This is a genomic window from Xanthobacter autotrophicus ATCC 700552 (genome assembly GCF_043194565.1).
GTDB lineage: Bacteria > Pseudomonadota > Alphaproteobacteria > Rhizobiales > Xanthobacteraceae > Xanthobacter > Xanthobacter autotrophicus_F.
On the sequence record NZ_JBAFVS010000018.1, the window covers coordinates 1 to 17,925 of the forward strand.

The 17,925-nt window shown below is 64.2% G+C and carries 12 protein-coding genes; 8 read left to right on the forward strand and 4 right to left on the reverse strand.

Annotated elements, in window-relative coordinates; translation table 11 throughout:
- The coding region (locus tag V5F48_RS17500; protein WP_394259746.1) for an Ig-like domain-containing protein at window positions 1-1,702 on the reverse strand (1,702 nt) is incomplete at its 3' end.
- Between the two features lie 1,223 nt (window positions 1,703-2,925).
- Here V5F48_RS17500 and V5F48_RS17505 point away from each other — a divergent pair.
- Window positions 2,926-4,338, forward strand: coding sequence for an O-antigen ligase family protein (locus tag V5F48_RS17505; protein WP_394259747.1), 1,413 nt, complete (start codon window positions 2,926-2,928; stop codon window positions 4,336-4,338).
- Window positions 4,339-4,478: 140 nt separating this feature from the next.
- On the opposite strand, the gene galE is transcribed toward V5F48_RS17505, so the two are convergent.
- A complete protein-coding gene (galE, locus tag V5F48_RS17510; RefSeq protein ID WP_394259748.1) occupies window positions 4,479-5,465 on the reverse strand; it encodes a UDP-glucose 4-epimerase GalE in 987 nt (328 codons plus the stop codon).
- Between the two features lie 544 nt (window positions 5,466-6,009).
- Window positions 6,010-8,313 carry a Wzz/FepE/Etk N-terminal domain-containing protein gene (locus V5F48_RS17515; RefSeq protein ID WP_394259749.1) on the reverse strand — a complete coding sequence of 768 codons (2,304 nt, stop codon included), beginning with the start codon at window positions 8,311-8,313 and terminating at the stop codon, window positions 6,010-6,012.
- 679 nt (window positions 8,314-8,992) lie between these two features.
- On the opposite strand from V5F48_RS17515, the gene V5F48_RS17520 reads away from it, so the two are divergent.
- Window positions 8,993-10,309 (forward strand): UDP-glucose dehydrogenase family protein, encoded by a 1,317-nt coding sequence (locus tag V5F48_RS17520; protein WP_394259750.1) that lies wholly within the window; start codon window positions 8,993-8,995, stop codon window positions 10,307-10,309.
- A 242-nt stretch (window positions 10,310-10,551) separates the two neighbouring features.
- On the forward strand, window positions 10,552-12,015 hold the full coding sequence (locus tag V5F48_RS17525; RefSeq protein WP_394259751.1) for a mannose-1-phosphate guanylyltransferase/mannose-6-phosphate isomerase: 1,464 nt from the start codon (window positions 10,552-10,554) through the stop codon (window positions 12,013-12,015).
- Window positions 12,016-12,055: 40 nt separating this feature from the next.
- Here V5F48_RS17525 and V5F48_RS17530 read toward each other — a convergent pair whose 3' ends face one another.
- A complete protein-coding gene (locus V5F48_RS17530; RefSeq protein WP_394259752.1) occupies window positions 12,056-13,204 on the reverse strand; it encodes an AGE family epimerase/isomerase in 1,149 nt (382 codons plus the stop codon).
- Between the two features lie 285 nt (window positions 13,205-13,489).
- Between V5F48_RS17530 and rfbC the strand changes: the two genes are divergently transcribed.
- The 5 genes from rfbC (at window position 13,490) to V5F48_RS17555 (ending at window position 17,879) form a co-directional block, all read left to right on the forward strand.
- Entirely contained in the window at window positions 13,490-14,056 is a 567-nt protein-coding gene (gene rfbC / locus V5F48_RS17535) for a dTDP-4-dehydrorhamnose 3,5-epimerase (RefSeq protein WP_394259753.1), read from the forward strand.
- A 42-nt stretch (window positions 14,057-14,098) separates the two neighbouring features.
- Window positions 14,099-15,178, forward strand: a complete 1,080-nt coding sequence (gene rfbB / locus V5F48_RS17540; RefSeq protein ID WP_394259754.1) for a dTDP-glucose 4,6-dehydratase — start codon at window positions 14,099-14,101, stop codon at window positions 15,176-15,178.
- Window positions 15,175-16,101, forward strand: coding sequence for a dTDP-4-dehydrorhamnose reductase (gene rfbD, locus V5F48_RS17545; protein WP_394259755.1), 927 nt, complete (start codon window positions 15,175-15,177; stop codon window positions 16,099-16,101). Before rfbB ends, rfbD begins: the two co-directional genes overlap by 4 nt.
- Window positions 16,098-16,970 (forward strand): glucose-1-phosphate thymidylyltransferase RfbA, encoded by an 873-nt coding sequence (gene rfbA, locus V5F48_RS17550; RefSeq protein ID WP_394259756.1) that lies wholly within the window; start codon window positions 16,098-16,100, stop codon window positions 16,968-16,970. Before rfbD ends, rfbA begins: the two co-directional genes overlap by 4 nt.
- 135 nt (window positions 16,971-17,105) lie before the next feature.
- Entirely contained in the window at window positions 17,106-17,879 is a 774-nt protein-coding gene (locus V5F48_RS17555; RefSeq protein ID WP_394259757.1) for a ferredoxin--NADP reductase, read from the forward strand.
- Window positions 17,880-17,925: the final 46 nt, after the last annotated feature.

The following is a 17,925-nucleotide window of genomic DNA, read 5'->3' on the forward strand; positions in this document are numbered from 1 at the left end:
AGGTCTGGCTGGAGCGATCGGTGTTCCAGGTGGTCAGGGTGCGGGTGGTGCCGACGATGTCCTCGTCGTGGACGATGGCGCCGCTGGCATTGTAGCGCTCCTGGGCGGTGAGGGTGCCCGCCGCATCATAATGCAGCACCTGCGTCGTGTAGTTCGAGCCGGTCACGCCGTAGATCGTGTCCAACCGGCTGCCGTCAGAAGAATAGTCAATTTGGCGGGTCAGCGCGCCCGTCGTCCCGTCGAAATAGCTCGACGCCAGCTTCGTGCCCGTCGTGTCGTAGGTGACCTCGGTGATCTTCACGCCGGCGGCGTTGAAACTGACCTGAGACACGATGACGCCGCTCTCGCGCACCGTCGTCTGCAGCGCGCCGTCCGAAGCCCAGACGGAGGTCGTGACAGTCTGGGCGTCGGTGAGCTCCCGGAAAACCAGCTGCTCACCGGCATATCGGGATTGAACAAGAACATTACCGTTCTTGTCATAGGTCATGTCCATCCGGTCATAGGTCTGCCCTGTGACCACATAGCTTACGAAATAGGTGATGTCGGAATTTTGCAGCGCGTCGTTGAAGGCACTGGAGCCGCGCATGCTCCAATACTGGGCGTCGGTCACAATGAGGGTGTTGGTGTCCGTGACCACGACGGCACCGAGATGGTCGGATGCGACGAGTTGATCAAACTGCGCCACGAGTTCAGCGGCCGTGCCGACGAAAATCGTCAACGGCTCGCCGGTGATGCCGTCGCGCCCTTCGCTGCTGGCAATCGCGAACAACTCGTGGGTTCCGCTGCCGGCGACGCTGGCGGTTACGGTGAAGTGGCCGTCCTGATCGACGACCGCGCTGCCGACGGCCTGGCCATCCTCGTAGAGGGTTACCGTCGTGCCCACCTTCGCCGTACCGGAAATGGTGGCAACGCGGTTGCCGTCGGCATCCACAGCCCCAAGCGCCGTGAGCTCGAAGACAGGCGCGCCGATATAGTCGGCCGAATCGGGGAAAGCCACGGAGTTGCCGGTGGTGATGTCAAGGTCCGCGTAGACCGCGGCAACGGTCTCGGTGGCGTTGTCGGCGCGGTAGATGCCCTCGGCCCAATAGACGCTGTCATACCCCTCGTAGCCGAGCTTGCCGCTGTAATCGACCAGGGTCACACCATCACGGACCACCACGAGGCGGCCATTTTCGCCGGTCGGATCGAACACCGCCTTGATGTCGATGTCGTAATACTCGCCCCGCGTAATATCGATGGTGTCTTCATAAAGCACAGTGCGAACGGGCTGCCCGTCCGCACCGGTCGTGTAAATCACGACCGCCATCTTCTCGCCGATCATCTCGATGGCGAAAGGCGGGCTCCAGAAGGGAGCACCCTCAACCGTATTCTGGTGCAACTGCCCGATGACCATGAAATAGGCCGTGTTGGGCTCGCCGGGCTCAATCATGAAATCATACGAGATTTCGAGCGGCGTCCCGTAGGGGATGGTCGAGCGCATCGCCAGTTCATCGCGCTCGGTCGTCTTGCCGTTCGCGGCGTCCCAGCTGTGCTGGTCGCCGTCGCGCAGTTCGAAACGGATCGAATCCTCGCCAACCGAGCTGATGCTATAAGGATTTCCCGCACCCTGGTAAGCGAATTCCTGCCCATCAAGCCCAACGGAATAGTATCCGGTAAGGCTTGAAGACCAATCTGCAGGGCTAACGATGACAGTTGTGCTCATTTTAGCCTACTTTCGATTCACTTTAGAGATGATCGACAGCAACTAAATATATACAAACTAATATAACGCATCGCACAAAGCGATACTTTTAATATCTAACTATACATCAAAATAGAATTGGAAATATATGTATCGACTTATCACGTCGTCAAAAATAACGAAATTATTACATATATATGATATGTTAGTGATATCTAATACTTACACTGTCACTGCTTGTGATCGCATATTTACGATATTTCAAATCGATATGCGCATTCAAGCAACCAAAAATAGAATGTGAGTGTCTCGATTATTTGAAATTTTCGCTGTCGGATTCATATCAAATTCTCGGCCGATCATGGCACGCTATTTTCATGCGCCACTTGACCTCCATGATTGATTTTTATTTTGGCCTCGTGCAGTGCAATAGCGTTCATCGACACCTTGCAATATGCGAAATAAGACTATTTGATCGCGATATTAGGAAGATGCTATCCATGCTTGCGGCGAGTGACGTTGCGTTTCGGCCGGCGCAGGTATGCTGATCCCGCGACGCAGCAGCCGAAATGAAGATATGCGACAAAACAGCGCATGTCCGGTGGAGAAAGGCAGCGGGAGATGCCGCGGGAGACCTGCATGCGCTTCGCCAATGAGCCCAGGGGGGCCTGTGACGCATCAGGACCTATCGGCTAGGTTGCATCGGACCCTGCCGGATCGCACATCGTTGGTCACCTGGGGGCGGCCCGGCGGTGTCGGCGCCGGCATCATCGTCTTGCGGGTAGTTCTGCCGATCTGAAACCGGATCCAAAAACACACAGCGTCACCATGGCGGCGGAAAGCGCGGTCCGCCGCATGGCGTGCGGGGCAAGAGATCATCGCCAGAGATCATCGCCGCAGATCATAGCCACGGTCCGGACCGGCACGCAGAGTGTTGTCATATGGATCGCGGCAATCGGTCACGCCCGGTTGATCCGGCATGAGGTGCATGGGGACTGCTCGACCATCGCCCCGACCAAGACAGACGGCGCCGCAAACGCATGCGGATGCTGCATCGCAACAGAAGCTGCGCCACGTCAGGGACCGCACTCTGCATCTTCCCGTGGGACAGCAAAAATGGGCCTGACGCCAAGAAGATACGGGTCCGCCTCCGCTTGGCCGGAGCGTGCGCGTGGTGTAAAATAGCGCCCGTCAGCAGGGGTCCTCGTGCTGCATTGCAGCCGTCGAGACAGGAGTTCACCGGAATGCCAACCATTTACCGCGATCACGGCTGGCGTGGTCCGGTGCCGGCGGACGTCACCTCGGAAGCCCGCACCAGCGACACACGGATTATCCAGAGCCCATTTGACGTGATCGCGGTGCTGCTGCTGCTGTTTCCGCTGTACGGCCTTTTCTACCCGCTCGAGAGCTATCTGGCGGTGGGGACCAAGGGCGGCAGCCCGGTGGGGGGGCTGCCATTTCCCGTCACGCCGGTCACCCTGCTGTTGATCACCGCCGCGGTCATGTTGTTCTACCGCAAGATTATCGAAACCCGGCCATTCAATCACGATATCCTGCTGTACATGTTCGTGGCCACAGCCTTTCTCTCGTTTTTGTGGTCGCCCGAGCCGCAATTTTCCTTTCAGCGGGCTCTGCGCCTGATCCCCTCCATCGGGATCGGCCTGGTTTTTGCGCAATATTACTCCACGCGCCGCATGGTCCAGCTCATGTCGCTGGCTCTCCTTATTTCCGGCCCCGTTTCCATCCTTGTGCCGCTGTTTTCACCGGCCTACGGGCTCAGCAACCTTGGAAACGGCTATGAATCCGCCTGGCGTGGCGCCCACGTCCACAAGAACTTCGCCGGCTTTCTCTATTCGTACGGCGTGGTGATCATCCTGTTCGCGTGGCGCTGGAAGGTGATCCCCCTCTGGCTGGCATTGAGCAGCGTCACCACAGCCTTGATCATGTGCCTGATGGCCAAATCGGCCACGGGCATCATCAGCATGGTATTCTCACTTATCCTCGCCGTGGTCTTTACTCTGGTTCGGAAAGCACCGCGGGAGTTCAGGATTCCCATCTTATTGACGCTTTTGATGCTTGTCGTTTTTTCAGCGCTGCTGATATCGATCAACCTTGAATTTATCGTTGGGCTGACTGGGAGAGACCTGACATTTACCGGCCGCACTCAAATCTGGGCGAGTGTGTGGGCGGAGATCCAGCGCCAACCGTTCCTCGGACACGGGTATGGCTTCTGGAACATGACCGACAACCCGGTCCGCGACATGCTCTGGAAAAACATCAGGGACACCGCGGCCCATTCGCACAATTCGTGGCTGGACATCTGCCTGCAGCTCGGTCTGGCCGGCTTCATCCCGTTCCTCGGGATGACCCTCCTGGCAATCTGGCGGGTCTTCAAGCTGTTGATCGTGACGGAGCGGAGGGACGTCATCATGTTCCTCAGCCTGCTCATCTATCTCTTGATGCGCTCGTTCTCCGAGGTGCAGTTCACCGATCCGGGCATCTTCCAGCTGTTCTGGCTGGTGTGGATCGCCGCCAGCCTCCGCCAGATCGACTTCGCCACCGTGGCCGCGGCGAAGAAGGGGCTGAGGCGTCCAGCGGAGCGACCTTCGGGCGCGGATCCCTTGCCGACCGCCGCGCGGGCGCCACTCTCGACCTGACATCGTGTCGGCCGAAGGGCCGTGAGCTTGGCTTGCTTGGCTTGCTTGGCTCGCTTGGCTCATGGCCCTTCGGCGGGAGCCCGCGTGGGCTTGAGCGGTAGAAGCCTTTTGCCGGACGCATTCCGGCAAAAGGTCCCTCGTCAGCCGCTGGCGTTCAGGCGGCTGTGCCATTGCCAGGCCGACTGGATGATCCGGCCGAGATCCCTGCGCGGTGTCCAGCCCAGCACCGTGCGAGCCTTGTCATTATTGGCGACAAGAACCGGGGAATCCCCGTCGCGCCGCCCCACATATTCGACGGGGAAGGAGCGGCCTGAAACCGCCTCGATGGCGCCGAGCAATTCCTTGACGGTGGTGCCAGTGCCAGTGCCCAGATTGAACTGGTCCGACGCTCCGCCCTGAAGCAGATACTCCACCGCCCGGACGTGGGCGTCGGCCAGATCCTCCACGTGGATGTAATCGCGCAGGCAGGTCCCGTCCCGGGTCTCGTAGTCCGAGCCAAAGACCTTGAAGCCGGCCCTTCGCCCCAGCGCCGCCTCGATGGCGAGAGGAACGGCATGGGTCTCCGGCTTGTGCCACTCGCCGATCCGGCCTTCCGCGTCCGCCCCCGCAGCATTGAAATAGCGCAGGATGACAGATCGCAATCCCGCATGAACGCTGAGATCCTTCAGCGCCTGCTCGACGATCCACTTGGTGCGCCCGTAGGGATTGATGGGCGCCTGGGGGTGCTGCTCATCCATGGGCAGAGCGACCGGAAGACCGTAGGTGGCGCAGGTGGACGAAAAGACGAAGGTCCCGACCCCCGCCTCCGCCAGCGCCGAGAGCAGCGTGAGCGTCCCAATGACATTGTTTTCATAGAACGCCATCGGCTCCGCAACCGATTGGCCCACCTCGATCAGCGCGGCGAAATGGAGAACCGTCTCAGGCCGGTATTTGGCGAGAACCTCACCGAGCCGGGCGCGGTCGCGAATGTCGCCGACCTCTAGCGGTCCCCATCGTACAAACTCTTCGTGGCCGTTCGAGAGATTGTCATAGACGATGGGAAGAAAACCCCGTCTTGAAAGCTCGAGACAGGTGTGGGAACCGATATAACCGGCGCCCCCGACCACGAGGACGGGCTTGTCAGGCATCGCTCATAACCCCTTCATTGCCCTTAGGAAAGGGCTTGAGAAAGACGCAGCGTAAAGCGTGGACGCCCGCGGCGGCGGGCCGCGGCGCACGACCCCGCGGTCGGCGATGAGCCCGCCCACCCCGCGGCGTCGGCCCCTGAAAGCCGTTTGGACGGCCGGAAGCGGACGGTTTCGGCGCAGCAGGCTGTCCGGCGCCGGCCATCCCCGTCCGCAGCGCCAACGCACCGATCGCGCAACAGGGCCGATCCGCGCCATGGCGCGGAGCCGGAGACGGCGTCGCCGAGGCGGGACGACCGGGCAAATTCCGGCACGCCGGACCCGATGGGAAACGGCTCAACAAAAGACCGGCCGGAGCTGTCCGCGAACCACCGCCCGCGGGCGGTGACAGGGGTCCAGAGCTCACGCCCGAGAGGATGAAAGACCCATCGAAAGCCGCGGGCGCAATCCGGCAATGCACCGAACCCGGACGCTGCGGCCAAGCGCACCGAGACTGCGCCGCCAAGCGACGATTGCCTGTGAAACGGCACGCCATGCCCGTCCGCAATCAGCTGACGAGATCGGCCTTGGTCCGCGTGCCCTTCCGATTGTCCATCGAGCGGCCGTAATAGGCTTCCTGAACAATGCCGTGATAGGTCTTGAGAATGGACATGTCCGCCTTGTTGAGCACCGCTCCGACAGTCTTCTGGTAAATCTGCGGCGCAGCACGCAGACAATCCATGGCCATGCTCCGCTTGGTCTTTCCCCATTCCGCCACGAAGACGAACGTGTTGATGAACGGCGCCATGGCGCGCGCATCCACAACGGCCCCGAGCGGGGGAAGATCAATGACGACGTAGTCGTAGCGGCCTTCCATGCTGACGAGGAACTGGCGCATCACCTCGGATGCGAGCAGGCCGCCACTCTGGATGTTGCCGCCCTCGCCCACCGCCGGCAGGAAATGAAGCCCGGTCTGGGTGTCGGTGTAGACGACCCGCGCGAAATCCGCCTGCCCGGCGACGACATCGAGCAGTCCGGCCTTGCAGTCGGGAGCGATAAGCCGCGACAGGGACGGATTGCGAATGTCGGCATCGATGAGAAGCACGCGCTCGCTGTAGTGCCGCGCCAGCTGCGCGAAGTTGGCAGCGACGAAGGACTTGCCCTCGCCCGGCGAGGACGAGACCACGCCGACGACGATCCGCGGCTGCATGCCACAAGAGTGGTTGGCCGACACCAGCACGTGGCGCAGGGATTCCGTAAAGTGGGCGAAGGGCTCATTCACCGCATAGCGATAGGCGCCAAGCTGGTCGGGGAACTTCAAGCCATTGCTGGCCTTGACCAGATCGAACTCCGGAAAGCTTGTGAACTTCGACGGCTCGATGGTCGGCAGGATGCCGAGACAGGGAATTCCCAGCGCCTCTTCCACCTGCTTGGGCGTGTGGAACGTCTCCTGGTTCAACAATTCCCGCAACGTGGCAAAGCCGAGACCCAGACCCAGACCGCCGAACAGGCCCAGGAACAGGATGAGCGGGACTTTCGGATGGCTGGGATTCTCGGGGACGCTGGCCACCGTCAGCACGCGTGCCGCCGAAATGGGGAAGCTCTCTTCCTGGATGATGGACTTATAGCGCTCAAGGAAGCCCTGGTAGGTGGTGCGATCGGACTCCACCTGGCGCTCCAGCTCGCGCGCCGCAACCCGTGCCTGCTCCATCTCGCCGGACGTGACCGAGAGGCCCTCCAGCTCCTTCTGAATGCTCTTCACCCGGGCATCGGCGATATCGAAGGAACTCCTCGCCCCGCCCTCGATCCGACGCAGCTCGTTGAGGATTGCGTCGTTGATCTGCGCCATCTCGGCCTGCTTGCGCTGGACCACCTGATGGCCGGCACCATACCGCCGCTCCGTCTCGGCAGCCTTCAGCGCCGCGTCGTTATATTTCTGCCGCAGCTCCGAGATCGTCGGATCCGCCAACGAGGCAACCACCGCACCGCCCGCATCCTTGGACGCGACGATGGCACTGATGCGCTCATAGGCGGCCTTCGCCTCGGCCCGCTGCGTCAGGGACAGCGAAAGCGCCGCGGTCAGATCGCCGAGCTGCTGCTCATTCATGAGCGGACGGCCGTTAAGGCCCGTATTGACAAGGTTGTGCTCGGAGCGGAATGCCTGAAGCTTGGCGTCAGACGCAACAGTATCGCGGCGCAGATCCTCAATGCGCTCCTGCATCCAGGTGCTGGCGCGCTTGACGGATTCATAGCCGGCCTGCAGTTGCTCGGTGAGATACGCCTCGGCAACCGCATTGGCCACCTTCGCCGCCAACTCCGGATCCGACGAGCGATAGGCGATGGAGAGCACGAAGGTCTGATCCACCCGGGCAACGGTCAGTCGCTTCTGGAAGGCATCGAGCACCGCCTGCGATACGGCGTTCGGCGACTTCTCCACCTTGCCTTTGGGCAGGAAGGACGTCAGGAACCGGATCGTCGACCCGATAATATTGGTCGGCTGCGTGAAATCGGCGGAATCGGCGAGATTGAGCTTCTTGAAGACCCGCAGGGCCACCGCGTCCGAACGCAGGATCTCGACATGGCTGTCCACAGCCGGATTGTCGATGGTCGGCTCCTGAGAGAACGGGCGGCGCTCTCCGAATTGACGCGGCTTGTTCAGATCGAGAAGAAGGGTCGCCTCAGCGGTGTACTGCTTTGTCGATGTGAAAGCAAAACCAGCAGCGAGGGTAAAGATCGCAATGGTGACCACGATGATCAACCAAAGTTGCCGGCGAAGCATCGCTAGGATTGCACCGAAATCGAGCAATTGCGTCCCTCCCGACTCACTCCGGAACGTGCTGTCCTTTTCCACGTAGCGGTCGATATCCAGCATCGGCTTTGTAGTCCCCCAAGCACGGACAACCCTGCGATTGACAGCGCGTGATTCAATAACTCAGCAAATTCGCCCAATTGTGCGGACTAGGCATTGCCGCGATGATAGACGATCTTTCCTCCCGTTCCAGCAATTTGTGCACCTGCGATGCGATAATATTGCGTCGCAGCGTCAACCCGGCCGTGGCAGGTAAAATACGGTGACCCAAAGGAATTTCGCAATTTGACACGCCGCCACACCAAGCCTCTGGGGTGCCGCAGCCTCACAGATATCCCCCCGGTCACGACAGTTTTGCGGCTTTAGTCGACATTTCCCCTTGTGCGGCGCAATATCCGACCGGGCGAGCACGCGGGCATGGGCCGCAGTCCGGAGCGCTGTTGCGTGTCGCGACGGAGGCGAGCCGCCGAGGACCACCCCGAAGGCCGGGGCACTGCGGCTTTCGTCCGCACCCGGCTTGGTGCCGCGGACCGGGTCGACCGGGCTTAAAGCTTTGACTTCGCAGGGGAAGCGCTTTTGTCGCAGCGGCATGGGTCATGGCGCTGCGACGGGTTCCACGGCTCCGTGCGGCGTTGAGAGTCAAAACGCCGTTGAGATTTTGGCCACAGGGGGCTAATCCCTGTTGCGATGCAACATGCGACCGAAGCCTTAGGGCGAAAGTTGCACAAGACAGGGCTGGGCCATGCGTGTAACCATGATCGGGGCGGGCTATGTGGGCTTGGTCTCCGGCGCGTGCTTTGCGGATTTCGGCCACACGGTGACGTGCGTCGATACGCACGAGGGCAAGATTGCCGCCCTGAAGCGGGGTGAAATCCCGATCTTCGAGCCCGGCCTTGACGATCTCGTGGCCTCGAACGTGAAGGCCGAGCGGCTGTTCTTCACCACCAGCCTCGCCGAAGGCGTCGCCGACGCCGAAGCCGTGTTCATCGCGGTGGGGACGCCCTCGCGCCGTGGCGACGGCCATGCCGACCTCTCCTACGTGCACCAGGCGGCCCGCGACATCGCGAACGCAATGAGCGGCTATACGGTGATCGTGACCAAATCCACCGTCCCGGTGGGCACCGGTGACGAGGTGGAGCGCATCATCCGCGAGACCCGGCCCGACGCCGAATTCGCGGTGGTCTCCAACCCCGAGTTCCTGCGCGAAGGCGCCGCCATCATCGATTTCAAGCGGCCCGACCGCATCGTGCTCGGCACCGACGACGAGCGCGCCAAGGAAGTGATGACGAACCTGTATCGTCCGCTCTTCCTCAACCAGTCGCCGCTGCTGTTTACCTCCCGCCGCACGGCGGAACTGACGAAATACGCGGCGAATGCCTTCCTCGCCACGAAGATCACCTTCATCAACGAGATCGCGGACCTGTGCGAGAAGGTCGGCGGCAACGTGCAGGACGTGGCCCGCGGCATCGGCCTCGACAACCGCATCGGCTCCAAGTTCCTGCACGCCGGCCCCGGCTACGGCGGCTCCTGCTTCCCCAAGGATACGCTGGCCCTCATCAAGACCGCCCAGGACTATGATGCGCCCATCCGCATCGTGGAGACGGTGGTTTCGGTGAATGACCAGCGCAAGCGCGCCATGGCCCGCAAGGTTATCGCCGCGCTGGGCGGCTCGGTGCGCGGGAAGACCATCGGCGTGCTGGGCCTCACCTTCAAGCCCAACACCGACGACATGCGCGATGCGCCGTCCATCTCGATCATCACCGCGCTCCAGGATGCCGGCGCCATCATCAAGGCGCACGATCCCGAGGGCGTCGAGCAGGCCAAGCTGGTGCTGACCGACGTGACCTATGTGGACAGCCCCTATCAGGCGGCGGACGGGGCCGATGCCCTGGTCATCGTCACCGAGTGGGACGCCTTCCGCGCGCTCGATCTCAAGCGCATCCAGTCGATGATGGCCGAGCCGGTCGTCGTCGACCTGCGCAATATCTATCGCCCGACCGAGATGACGGATCTCGGCTTCAAGTACAGCAGCGTCGGGCGCGGCCTCGCCGACGCCTGACGCTGCGGTCGCGGACACCTCAGGACGTTACGACCGGATTGCCTCGCAGTCCGGTCGGGCGTTCGCGGTCCCTCTCAGGCTTAGAAATGGGCTCTCCGCTCAGGCTGCTGCGGCCAGAGCGGATCCCGCTTCAGGCCGGGCGTTGGTTTTACTTCCGCCCGGTGAAGGTCTTGGGCCACTTCTTTGTGGACCACGCCAGTTGCTTGTAGCAACGTGACCAGAACACAGCTGAGGCTCGCGCCATGACCACTTCGTCGACCCCTTCGTCCGCCGAATCCTCGAAGTCGGCCGGCGGGAAGATCGTCCCGGTCATTCTGGCCGGAGGCTCGGGAACGCGCCTGTGGCCGCTCTCGCGCAACAGCCTGCCGAAGCAGTTCCTGCCGCTGGCCACCGAGAACACCATGTTCCAGGACACGCTGCTGCGCGCGGCGCCGGGCCCGGTGTTCGCCAATCCGGTGGTGGTGGCCAACGAGGAATTCCGCTTCTTCGCCCAGCGCCAGGCCCGCGCCATCGGCATCGACGCCACCGTCATGCTGGAGCCGGCGCGGCGCGACAGCGCGCCCGCCCTCATCGCCGCCGCGGTCTGGGTGGCCGAGACCTACGGCCCCGAAACACTGGTGCTGGCGCTCGCCTCCGACCATGTGGTGCTCGATCCCGCCGGCTTCGTGAAGACGGTGGAGATTGGCGCCGACGCTGCCCGCCTCGGCCGCATCGTCACCTTCGGCATCGAGCCCACCGAGCCGCGCACCAGCTACGGCTATATCCGCCTCGGCGCCCAGATCGACGAACGCGGGTCCTTTGAGGTCGACTCCTTCGTGGAGAAGCCGGATCGCGCCACGGCGGAGCGCTATGTGGAGGCCGGCTACCTCTGGAACTCGGGCAATTTCCTCTTTCCGGCAGGCCTGCTGCTGAAGGAAGCGGAGATGTTCGAGCCGGCCATTGCCGAGGCCGCCCGCGCGGCCGTCGCCGAGGCCAAGTCGGACCTCGGCTTCCTGCGGCTCGATCCGGTCGCCTTCAAGTCGTCGCCGTCCAAGTCCATTGATTTCGCGGTGCTGGAGCGCACCCGCCATGCCGCGGTGGTGCGCGGCAGCTTCGGCTGGTCGGACGTGGGCTCCTGGGACGCCCTGCACGAGATCGGCAATCAGGACGAGCGGGGCAATGTCACCGTGGGCATGGTGCAATTGCTCGACAGCAGCAATTCGTTCGTGCGCTCCGACGGCCCGCTGGTGACCGCCATCGGCCTCGACGGCGTCTCGGTGATCGCCACCGAGGACGCGGTGCTGGTGATGCCTTCCAATCGCAGCCAGGACGTGAAGGCCCTGGTCGCCGCGCTCAAGGACTCCAACCGCAAGGAAGTGGAGGAGCACCTCACCATCCACCGGCCCTGGGGCACCTACCAGACCGTGTGCAAGGGCGATCGCTTCCAGGTGAAGAAGATCGTGGTGGAGCCGGGCGGCGTCCTGTCCCTGCAGAAGCACCATCACCGCGCCGAGCACTGGGTGGTGGTGCGCGGCACCGCCGAGGTGACGGTGGCGGATCGCAGCTACACCGTGCACGAGAACGAATCCACCTACATCCCCATCGGCAGCGTGCACCGGCTCGGCAATCCCGGCCGCATCCCGCTGGAGCTGATCGAGGTGCAGACCGGCTCCTATCTCGGCGAGGACGACATCCACCGCTTCGAGGACATCTACCAGCGCGCCTGAGGGCGCGCCGGGAGGATTGCGGCGGCGCGCGTCCTGCCCGTCAGGCCGCCCTGCCCGCCTCCAGCAGCACCGCCACGGCGGAAAGGATGTGGTAGAAAGAGGAGGCGGGCGCCGCTTCCTCCACGAAGCTGCCGTCCGCCAGCCACTGGTCCCGCCACAGGCCCCGCACCGGCACATCCAGATACGCCTGGAGCGCAGCAAACGCCTCCTCGGCCCCGGCCACATAAGCCGCACGGGCCGCAGCATCGGTCTCGGCCCCGGCGAAGATGAGGGCCGTGCGCAGGCGCTCCGTCTGCGCCCAGAGCCGCGCCCTCGGGTCACTCACCTGCCCCGCCGCATCGAGCGCAAACACCGCAGCGTTGCGCACGGGATCGATGCCGAAGCGCGCACCGAACCCGTACATGCGGCGGCTTTCCGCCCGATGGTCCAGCCCCAGCACCGGGCCGACGTGATCCAGCAGGTAGGCCCATTCGAACTGATGGCCGGGCTCACGCACGCCGCCTGCTTCGCCGGCCATGAAGCGCCAGTCGCCATCATAATATTCGCCGATAGCGCCGGTCCCGGGATCGATGAGGCGGGTCGCGGCCAGGGCGACGATGCCCCGCGCCACGTCCGCGAAGGGCTCCGCCACGCCGGCCGCAACCCAGGCGAGGTTGGCTTCCAGCAGATGCATGTGGGGGTTGGAGCGCAGCGGCAGCACGCGCGGGCTTGCCTCCTCGAAGCCACCGGCGGGATGGCCGCGCTCGGCCTGAAGCTGCGTCACCAGCGCCCGCGCGGCCGCGACGAGTTCGTCGCCGCCGAGACCGGCGATGTGGGCCTGGGCCAGTGCAAACAGGACGAAGGCCTGGTCGTAGAGGTCCGCCGTTTCGTCGAGGGGCCGGCCGTCGGGCGCGACCAGGGTGCGGAACAGGCCGTCGGGCCGGCGGTAATGGGCCAGCAGGAAATCGAGCCCGTGCCGCGCGGCCTCCCGCCAGGGGCCGTCCCATCCCAGCCTGCCGCCCTCCATATAGGCATAGGCTTGGCGGGCCTGAACCCTCAGGCGGCGGGACGCAGCCACCGGCGAACCATCGAGCGCGATCTTCTCGTGAAAGCCGCCGGCCGGATCGGCCCCGACGGTCCACCACAGCGGCAACGCCGCATCGAACAGCCACTCACGCGCCCAACGGGCCTGCGCTTCCAAAAGGGCCATCGCCATCACCCCATACCTCAATGGTCGGCACATTAGAGCGCGATCCGATCGGATTAAATCAATCCGATCGGTGAATCGCCCCCCTAAACTCAAGGAGAGAGAATGTGTTCTTTAGCCCGGCGTCCGTCTCAACGCGAAGGCGGTTCAGCGACAGGCGATGCCGGCCGACAAAGTGCCGCAAGGCATGATCGCCGACCACCGCCATGCGGTACCGCAAGCCGCCCCTGCCAAACTCTGCCGCGCCGCAGCGTTGCCTTCGCCGCGCGGCAGTCCTAGAAGCGCGCCATGACGGCCTTTCAAGCGCTCGACCTGCCAGAGGTCATCCTCGTGACGCCACGCCGCTTCGGCGATGCGCGCGGCTATTTCTGCGAGACCTACGTCCAGCCGCTCTATGCGGCAAACGGGGTCTGCGCCGCTTTCGTGCAGGACAACGAATCGCTGTCGGCCCTGCCGGGCACGGTGCGCGGCCTGCACATGCAGGCGCCCCCTTTCGCGCAGGCGAAATTGGTCCGGGTGCTGAGCGGCGCCATCTTCGACGTGGCGGTGGACGTGCGGAAGGGTTCGCCCACCTACGGGCACTGGGCGGGGGCGCGCCTCACCGCCGATGGCGGGGAACAGCTTTTCATCCCCCAGGGGTTCGCCCACGGCTTTTGCACCCTCGTCCCGGACACGCGGGTCGCCTATAAGGTAGACGCGCTTTACGATCGGGCGAGCGAATGCGGGATCATCTGGAACGATCCCGACCTCGCCATCCAATGGGGCTTCGAGGGCGAGACCATCCTCTCCGACAAGGACCGGATTTTGCCGCGCCTCAAGGATTTCCAAAGCCCATTCGTCCATACGGGCGGGTGAAGCTGCGGCCGGGAAGCGGCAGGCAATGGTGAAGGGAACGGCATGCGTGTACTGGTGACGGGAGGAGCCGGCTTCATCGGCTCGGCGGTGGTGCGCCACCTCATCGGTGAAGGCCACCACGTCCTCACCTTCGACAAGCTCACCTATGCGGGCAACCTCGCCTCCCTCGCGCCGGTGGCCGACAATCCGCGCCACGCCTTCGTCCAGGCCGACATTTGCGACGGTACGGCGGTGCGCACGGCGCTGGAGGGCTTCCGGCCCGATCTGGTGATGCACCTGGCGGCCGAATCCCATGTGGACCGCTCCATCGACGGGCCGGGCGACTTCATCGCCACCAACGTGGTGGGCACCTACACCATGCTGCAGGAGGCGCTGCGCTATTGGCGCGGCCTTGCCGGCCCGGCGCAGGCGGCGTTCCGCTTCCACCACATTTCCACCGACGAGGTGTTCGGCAGCCTCGGCGCCGAAGGGCTGTTCCGCGAGGATACGCCCTACCAGCCCAACTCGCCCTATTCCGCCTCCAAGGCATCGTCCGACCATCTGGTGCGGGCGTGGTTCCACACCTACGGCCTGCCCGCGGTGATGTCGAACTGCTCCAACAATTACGGGCCCTACCACTTCCCGGAAAAGCTCATCCCCCTCGTCACCCTCAACGCGCTGGAAGGCGCCGATCTGCCGGTCTACGGCAAGGGCGAGAATGTTCGGGACTGGCTGTTCGTCGAGGACCATGCCGAAGCCCTGGTGCTCATCGCCACCAAGGGCCGGCCGGGCGAAAGCTACAATGTGGGCGGCGCCAGCGAGCAGCGGAACATCGACGTGGTGCGCGCCATCTGCGCCATCCTCGACGATATCGTCCCCGATGCCGCCATCGGCCCGCGCGCGCAGCTGATCCGCTTCGTCACCGACCGGCCGGGACATGATGCGCGCTACGCCATCGACTTCTCCAAGCTGAAGGCCGAGCTGGGCTGGTCCCCGCGCGAGACCTTCGAAAGCGGGCTGGAGAAGACCATCCGCTGGTATCTGGAAAACCGCGCGTGGTGGGAGCCCCTGCGCCAGCGCTACCAGGGCCAGCGCCTCGGGCTGGAAAAGCCGACTTCCTCCAAGCTGGGGCTTGCATCGTGACGCGCATCCTTCTGTTCGGCGCCGGCGGCCAGCTCGGGCGCGAGGTGACGGCGCTGGCCGCCGAGCGCGGCATCGATCTCGTCGGCCTCGGCCACGATGCCCTCGATATCGCCGATCCGGTGGCGGTGGCCCGGGCCATCGAGGCGGCACGGCCCGACGCGCTCATCAACGCGGCCGCCTATACCGCCGTGGACAAGGCCGAGACCGAGCCGGAGATGGCGGCCCGCATCAACGCCTTCGCCCCCGGCCTGATCGCCGAGCGCTGCGCGCGCTATCGCACGCCCCTTATCCACGTCTCCACCGACTATGTGTTCGACGGCACCAAGGCCGGCGCCTATGTGGAGGCGGACCCCATCGCGCCGCTGGGCGTCTACGGCCGTACCAAGGCCGCAGGCGAGGCCGCCGTGCGCGCCGCGAGCGAGCGGCACGTCATCGTGCGCACCTCCTGGGTCTACGGCACCCACGGCAACAATTTCCTGAAGACCATGCTGCGGCTCGCGGCGGAGCGGGACCTGCTGAAGGTGGTGAGCGACCAGCGCGGCTGCCCCACCGCCACGCGCGACCTCGCCGAGGCGGTGCTGGCGGCGGCGGACGCTGCCGCGCGCGGTGACGCCCGCTGGGGCACCTATCATTTCGCCGGCACCGGCGCGACCACCTGGCACGGCTTCGCCCGCGCCATCGTCGCAGCTGCGGCCGGGCACACCGGCCGGATGCCGGAGGTCTCGCCCATCACGACGGCGGACTATCCCACGCCCGCGCGGCGACCGAAGAATTCGGAACTCGCCAGCGACCTGTTCGAACGCACCTTCGGTGTCCGCGCCCTCCCCTGGGAGCAGCGCGTGATCGAGGTGGTGGGCACGCTCCTGGCCGGAGCGCAATCGGCGCAAGCCAAGGCCACGCAAGCCCCAGTGGAGGCATCGTGAAGGGTATCATTCTCGCCGGAGGTTCCGGCACGCGGCTTCATCCCATCACCCTCGTCGTCTCCAAGCAGCTGCTGCCGGTCTACGACAAGCCGATGATCTACTATCCCCTGTGCACGCTGATGATGGCGGGCATCCGGGACATCCTGATCATCACCACCCCGCATGATTCCCTGCTGTTCCAGGCGTTGCTGAAGGATGGCAGCCAGTTCGGCCTCACCATCACCTATGCGGTGCAGGACCAGCCGCGCGGCCTTGCGGATGCCTTCATCGTCGGCCGCGACTTCGTGGGCGACGACAAGGTGGCGCTGGTGCTGGGCGACAACCTGTTCTTCGGCCACGGCCTGCCGGAACTGCTGGCCGGCGCCGCCAAGCGCGAGCGCGGCGCCACCGTGTTCGGCTATCCGGTGCAGGACCCCGAGCGCTACGGCGTGGTGGAGATGGATGCGACCGGCCGCGTGCTCTCCCTGGAAGAGAAGCCGACGGTGCCGAAGTCCAACCTCGCGGTGACCGGGCTTTATTTCTACGACAACCGCGTGGTCGACATCGCCGCCAACCTCAAGCCCTCCCCGCGCGGCGAGATCGAGATCACCGACGTCAACAAGGCCTATCTGGAGCTGGGCGAACTCAGCGTCTCCATGATGGGCCGGGGCTTCGCCTGGCTCGACACCGGCACGCCCGATTCCCTCGTGGAGGCGGCGCAGTTCGTGCAGATCCTCGAAAAGCGGCAGGGCCTGCGCATCTCCTCGCCCGAGGAAGTGGCGTTCCGGGCCGGGTTCATCGACGAGGCCCAGCTCAGGGAGCGGGCCGCGGCCCTCGCCAAGTCGAGCTATGGCGTCTACCTCTCCCGCCTCGCCGACGGGCTCGCCTGACCGCCCCTGCGGGGACACGCCGTCGCACTTTTGAAGCGTGGCCACATCCTGTAGGGTGGCCCGTCTCCCTAAAGCCTCATGTGGCCGTCGCCGTTTCGGGCGCGCTTCGGGGCGTGCCGTGACCGGATTTTGAAGATGAGCAATTTCAACGAAGAGACCGTCACCAGCGTTCACCACTGGACCGACACCCTCTTCTCCTTCACCTGCACCCGCGATCCGGGCCTCAGGTTCCTCAACGGCCAGTTCACCATGATCGGCCTCAAGGTGGACGGCAAGCCGCTGCTGCGCGCCTATTCCATGGCCAGCGCCAACTACGAGCCGGACCTGCAGTTCTTCTCCATCAAGGTGCAGAACGGCCCCCTCACCTCCCGGCTCCAGCACCTGAAGGTGGGCGACAAGATCCTGGTGGGCCGCAAGCCCACGGGCACGCTGGTGCAGGACAGCCTGTTGCCCGGCAAGCGGCTTTACCTCATCTCCACCGGCACCGGCCTTGCTCCCTTCCTCTCCGTGGTGAAGGATCCGGAGGCCTATGAGCGCTTCGAGAAGGTGATCCTGATCCACGGCACCCGCACGGTGGCCGAGCTCGCCTACGACGCATTCCTCACCAAGGACCTGCCGAACCACGAGTTCCTCGGGGAGGAGGTGCGCAGCAAGCTCATCTACTACCCGACCGTGACCCGCGAGCCGTTCCGCAACCAGGGCCGCATCACCGACCTCATCAATTCGGGCAAGCTGTTCACCGACATCGGCATGCCGGTGATCTCCCCGGAGGAGGACCGCATGATGCTCTGCGGCAGCCCGCAGATGCTGAAGGACGTGGTGGATTTGCTGGAGGCGCGCGGCTTCGCCGAGGGCAGCCAGTCGGCGCCCGGCCATTATGTGATCGAAAAGGCGTTCGTGGAGCGCTGACGCGCTCCCGCTCGTCTCAGCCGGGCTGCGGATCACGCCGCCAAAT

Excerpts from the sequence above, each read along its gene's own strand:
- V5F48_RS17505 (WP_394259747.1), top strand. The coding sequence starts at position 2,926 with ATGCCAACCATTTACCGCGATCACGGCTGGCGTGGTCCGGTGCCGGCG.
- V5F48_RS17525 (WP_394259751.1), top strand. The coding sequence starts at position 10,552 with ATGACCACTTCGTCGACCCCTTCGTCCGCCGAATCCTCGAAGTCGGCC.
- rfbB (WP_394259754.1), top strand. The coding sequence starts at position 14,099 with ATGCGTGTACTGGTGACGGGAGGAGCCGGCTTCATCGGCTCGGCGGTG.
- V5F48_RS17515 (WP_394259749.1), bottom strand. The coding sequence starts at position 8,313 with ATGCTGGATATCGACCGCTACGTGGAAAAGGACAGCACGTTCCGGAGT.
- galE (WP_394259748.1), bottom strand. The coding sequence starts at position 5,465 with ATGCCTGACAAGCCCGTCCTCGTGGTCGGGGGCGCCGGTTATATCGGT.
- V5F48_RS17555 (WP_394259757.1), top strand. The coding sequence starts at position 17,106 with ATGAGCAATTTCAACGAAGAGACCGTCACCAGCGTTCACCACTGGACC.
- V5F48_RS17530 (WP_394259752.1), bottom strand. The coding sequence starts at position 13,204 with ATGGCCCTTTTGGAAGCGCAGGCCCGTTGGGCGCGTGAGTGGCTGTTC.
- V5F48_RS17520 (WP_394259750.1), top strand. The coding sequence starts at position 8,993 with ATGCGTGTAACCATGATCGGGGCGGGCTATGTGGGCTTGGTCTCCGGC.
- rfbC (WP_394259753.1), top strand. The coding sequence starts at position 13,490 with ATGACGGCCTTTCAAGCGCTCGACCTGCCAGAGGTCATCCTCGTGACG.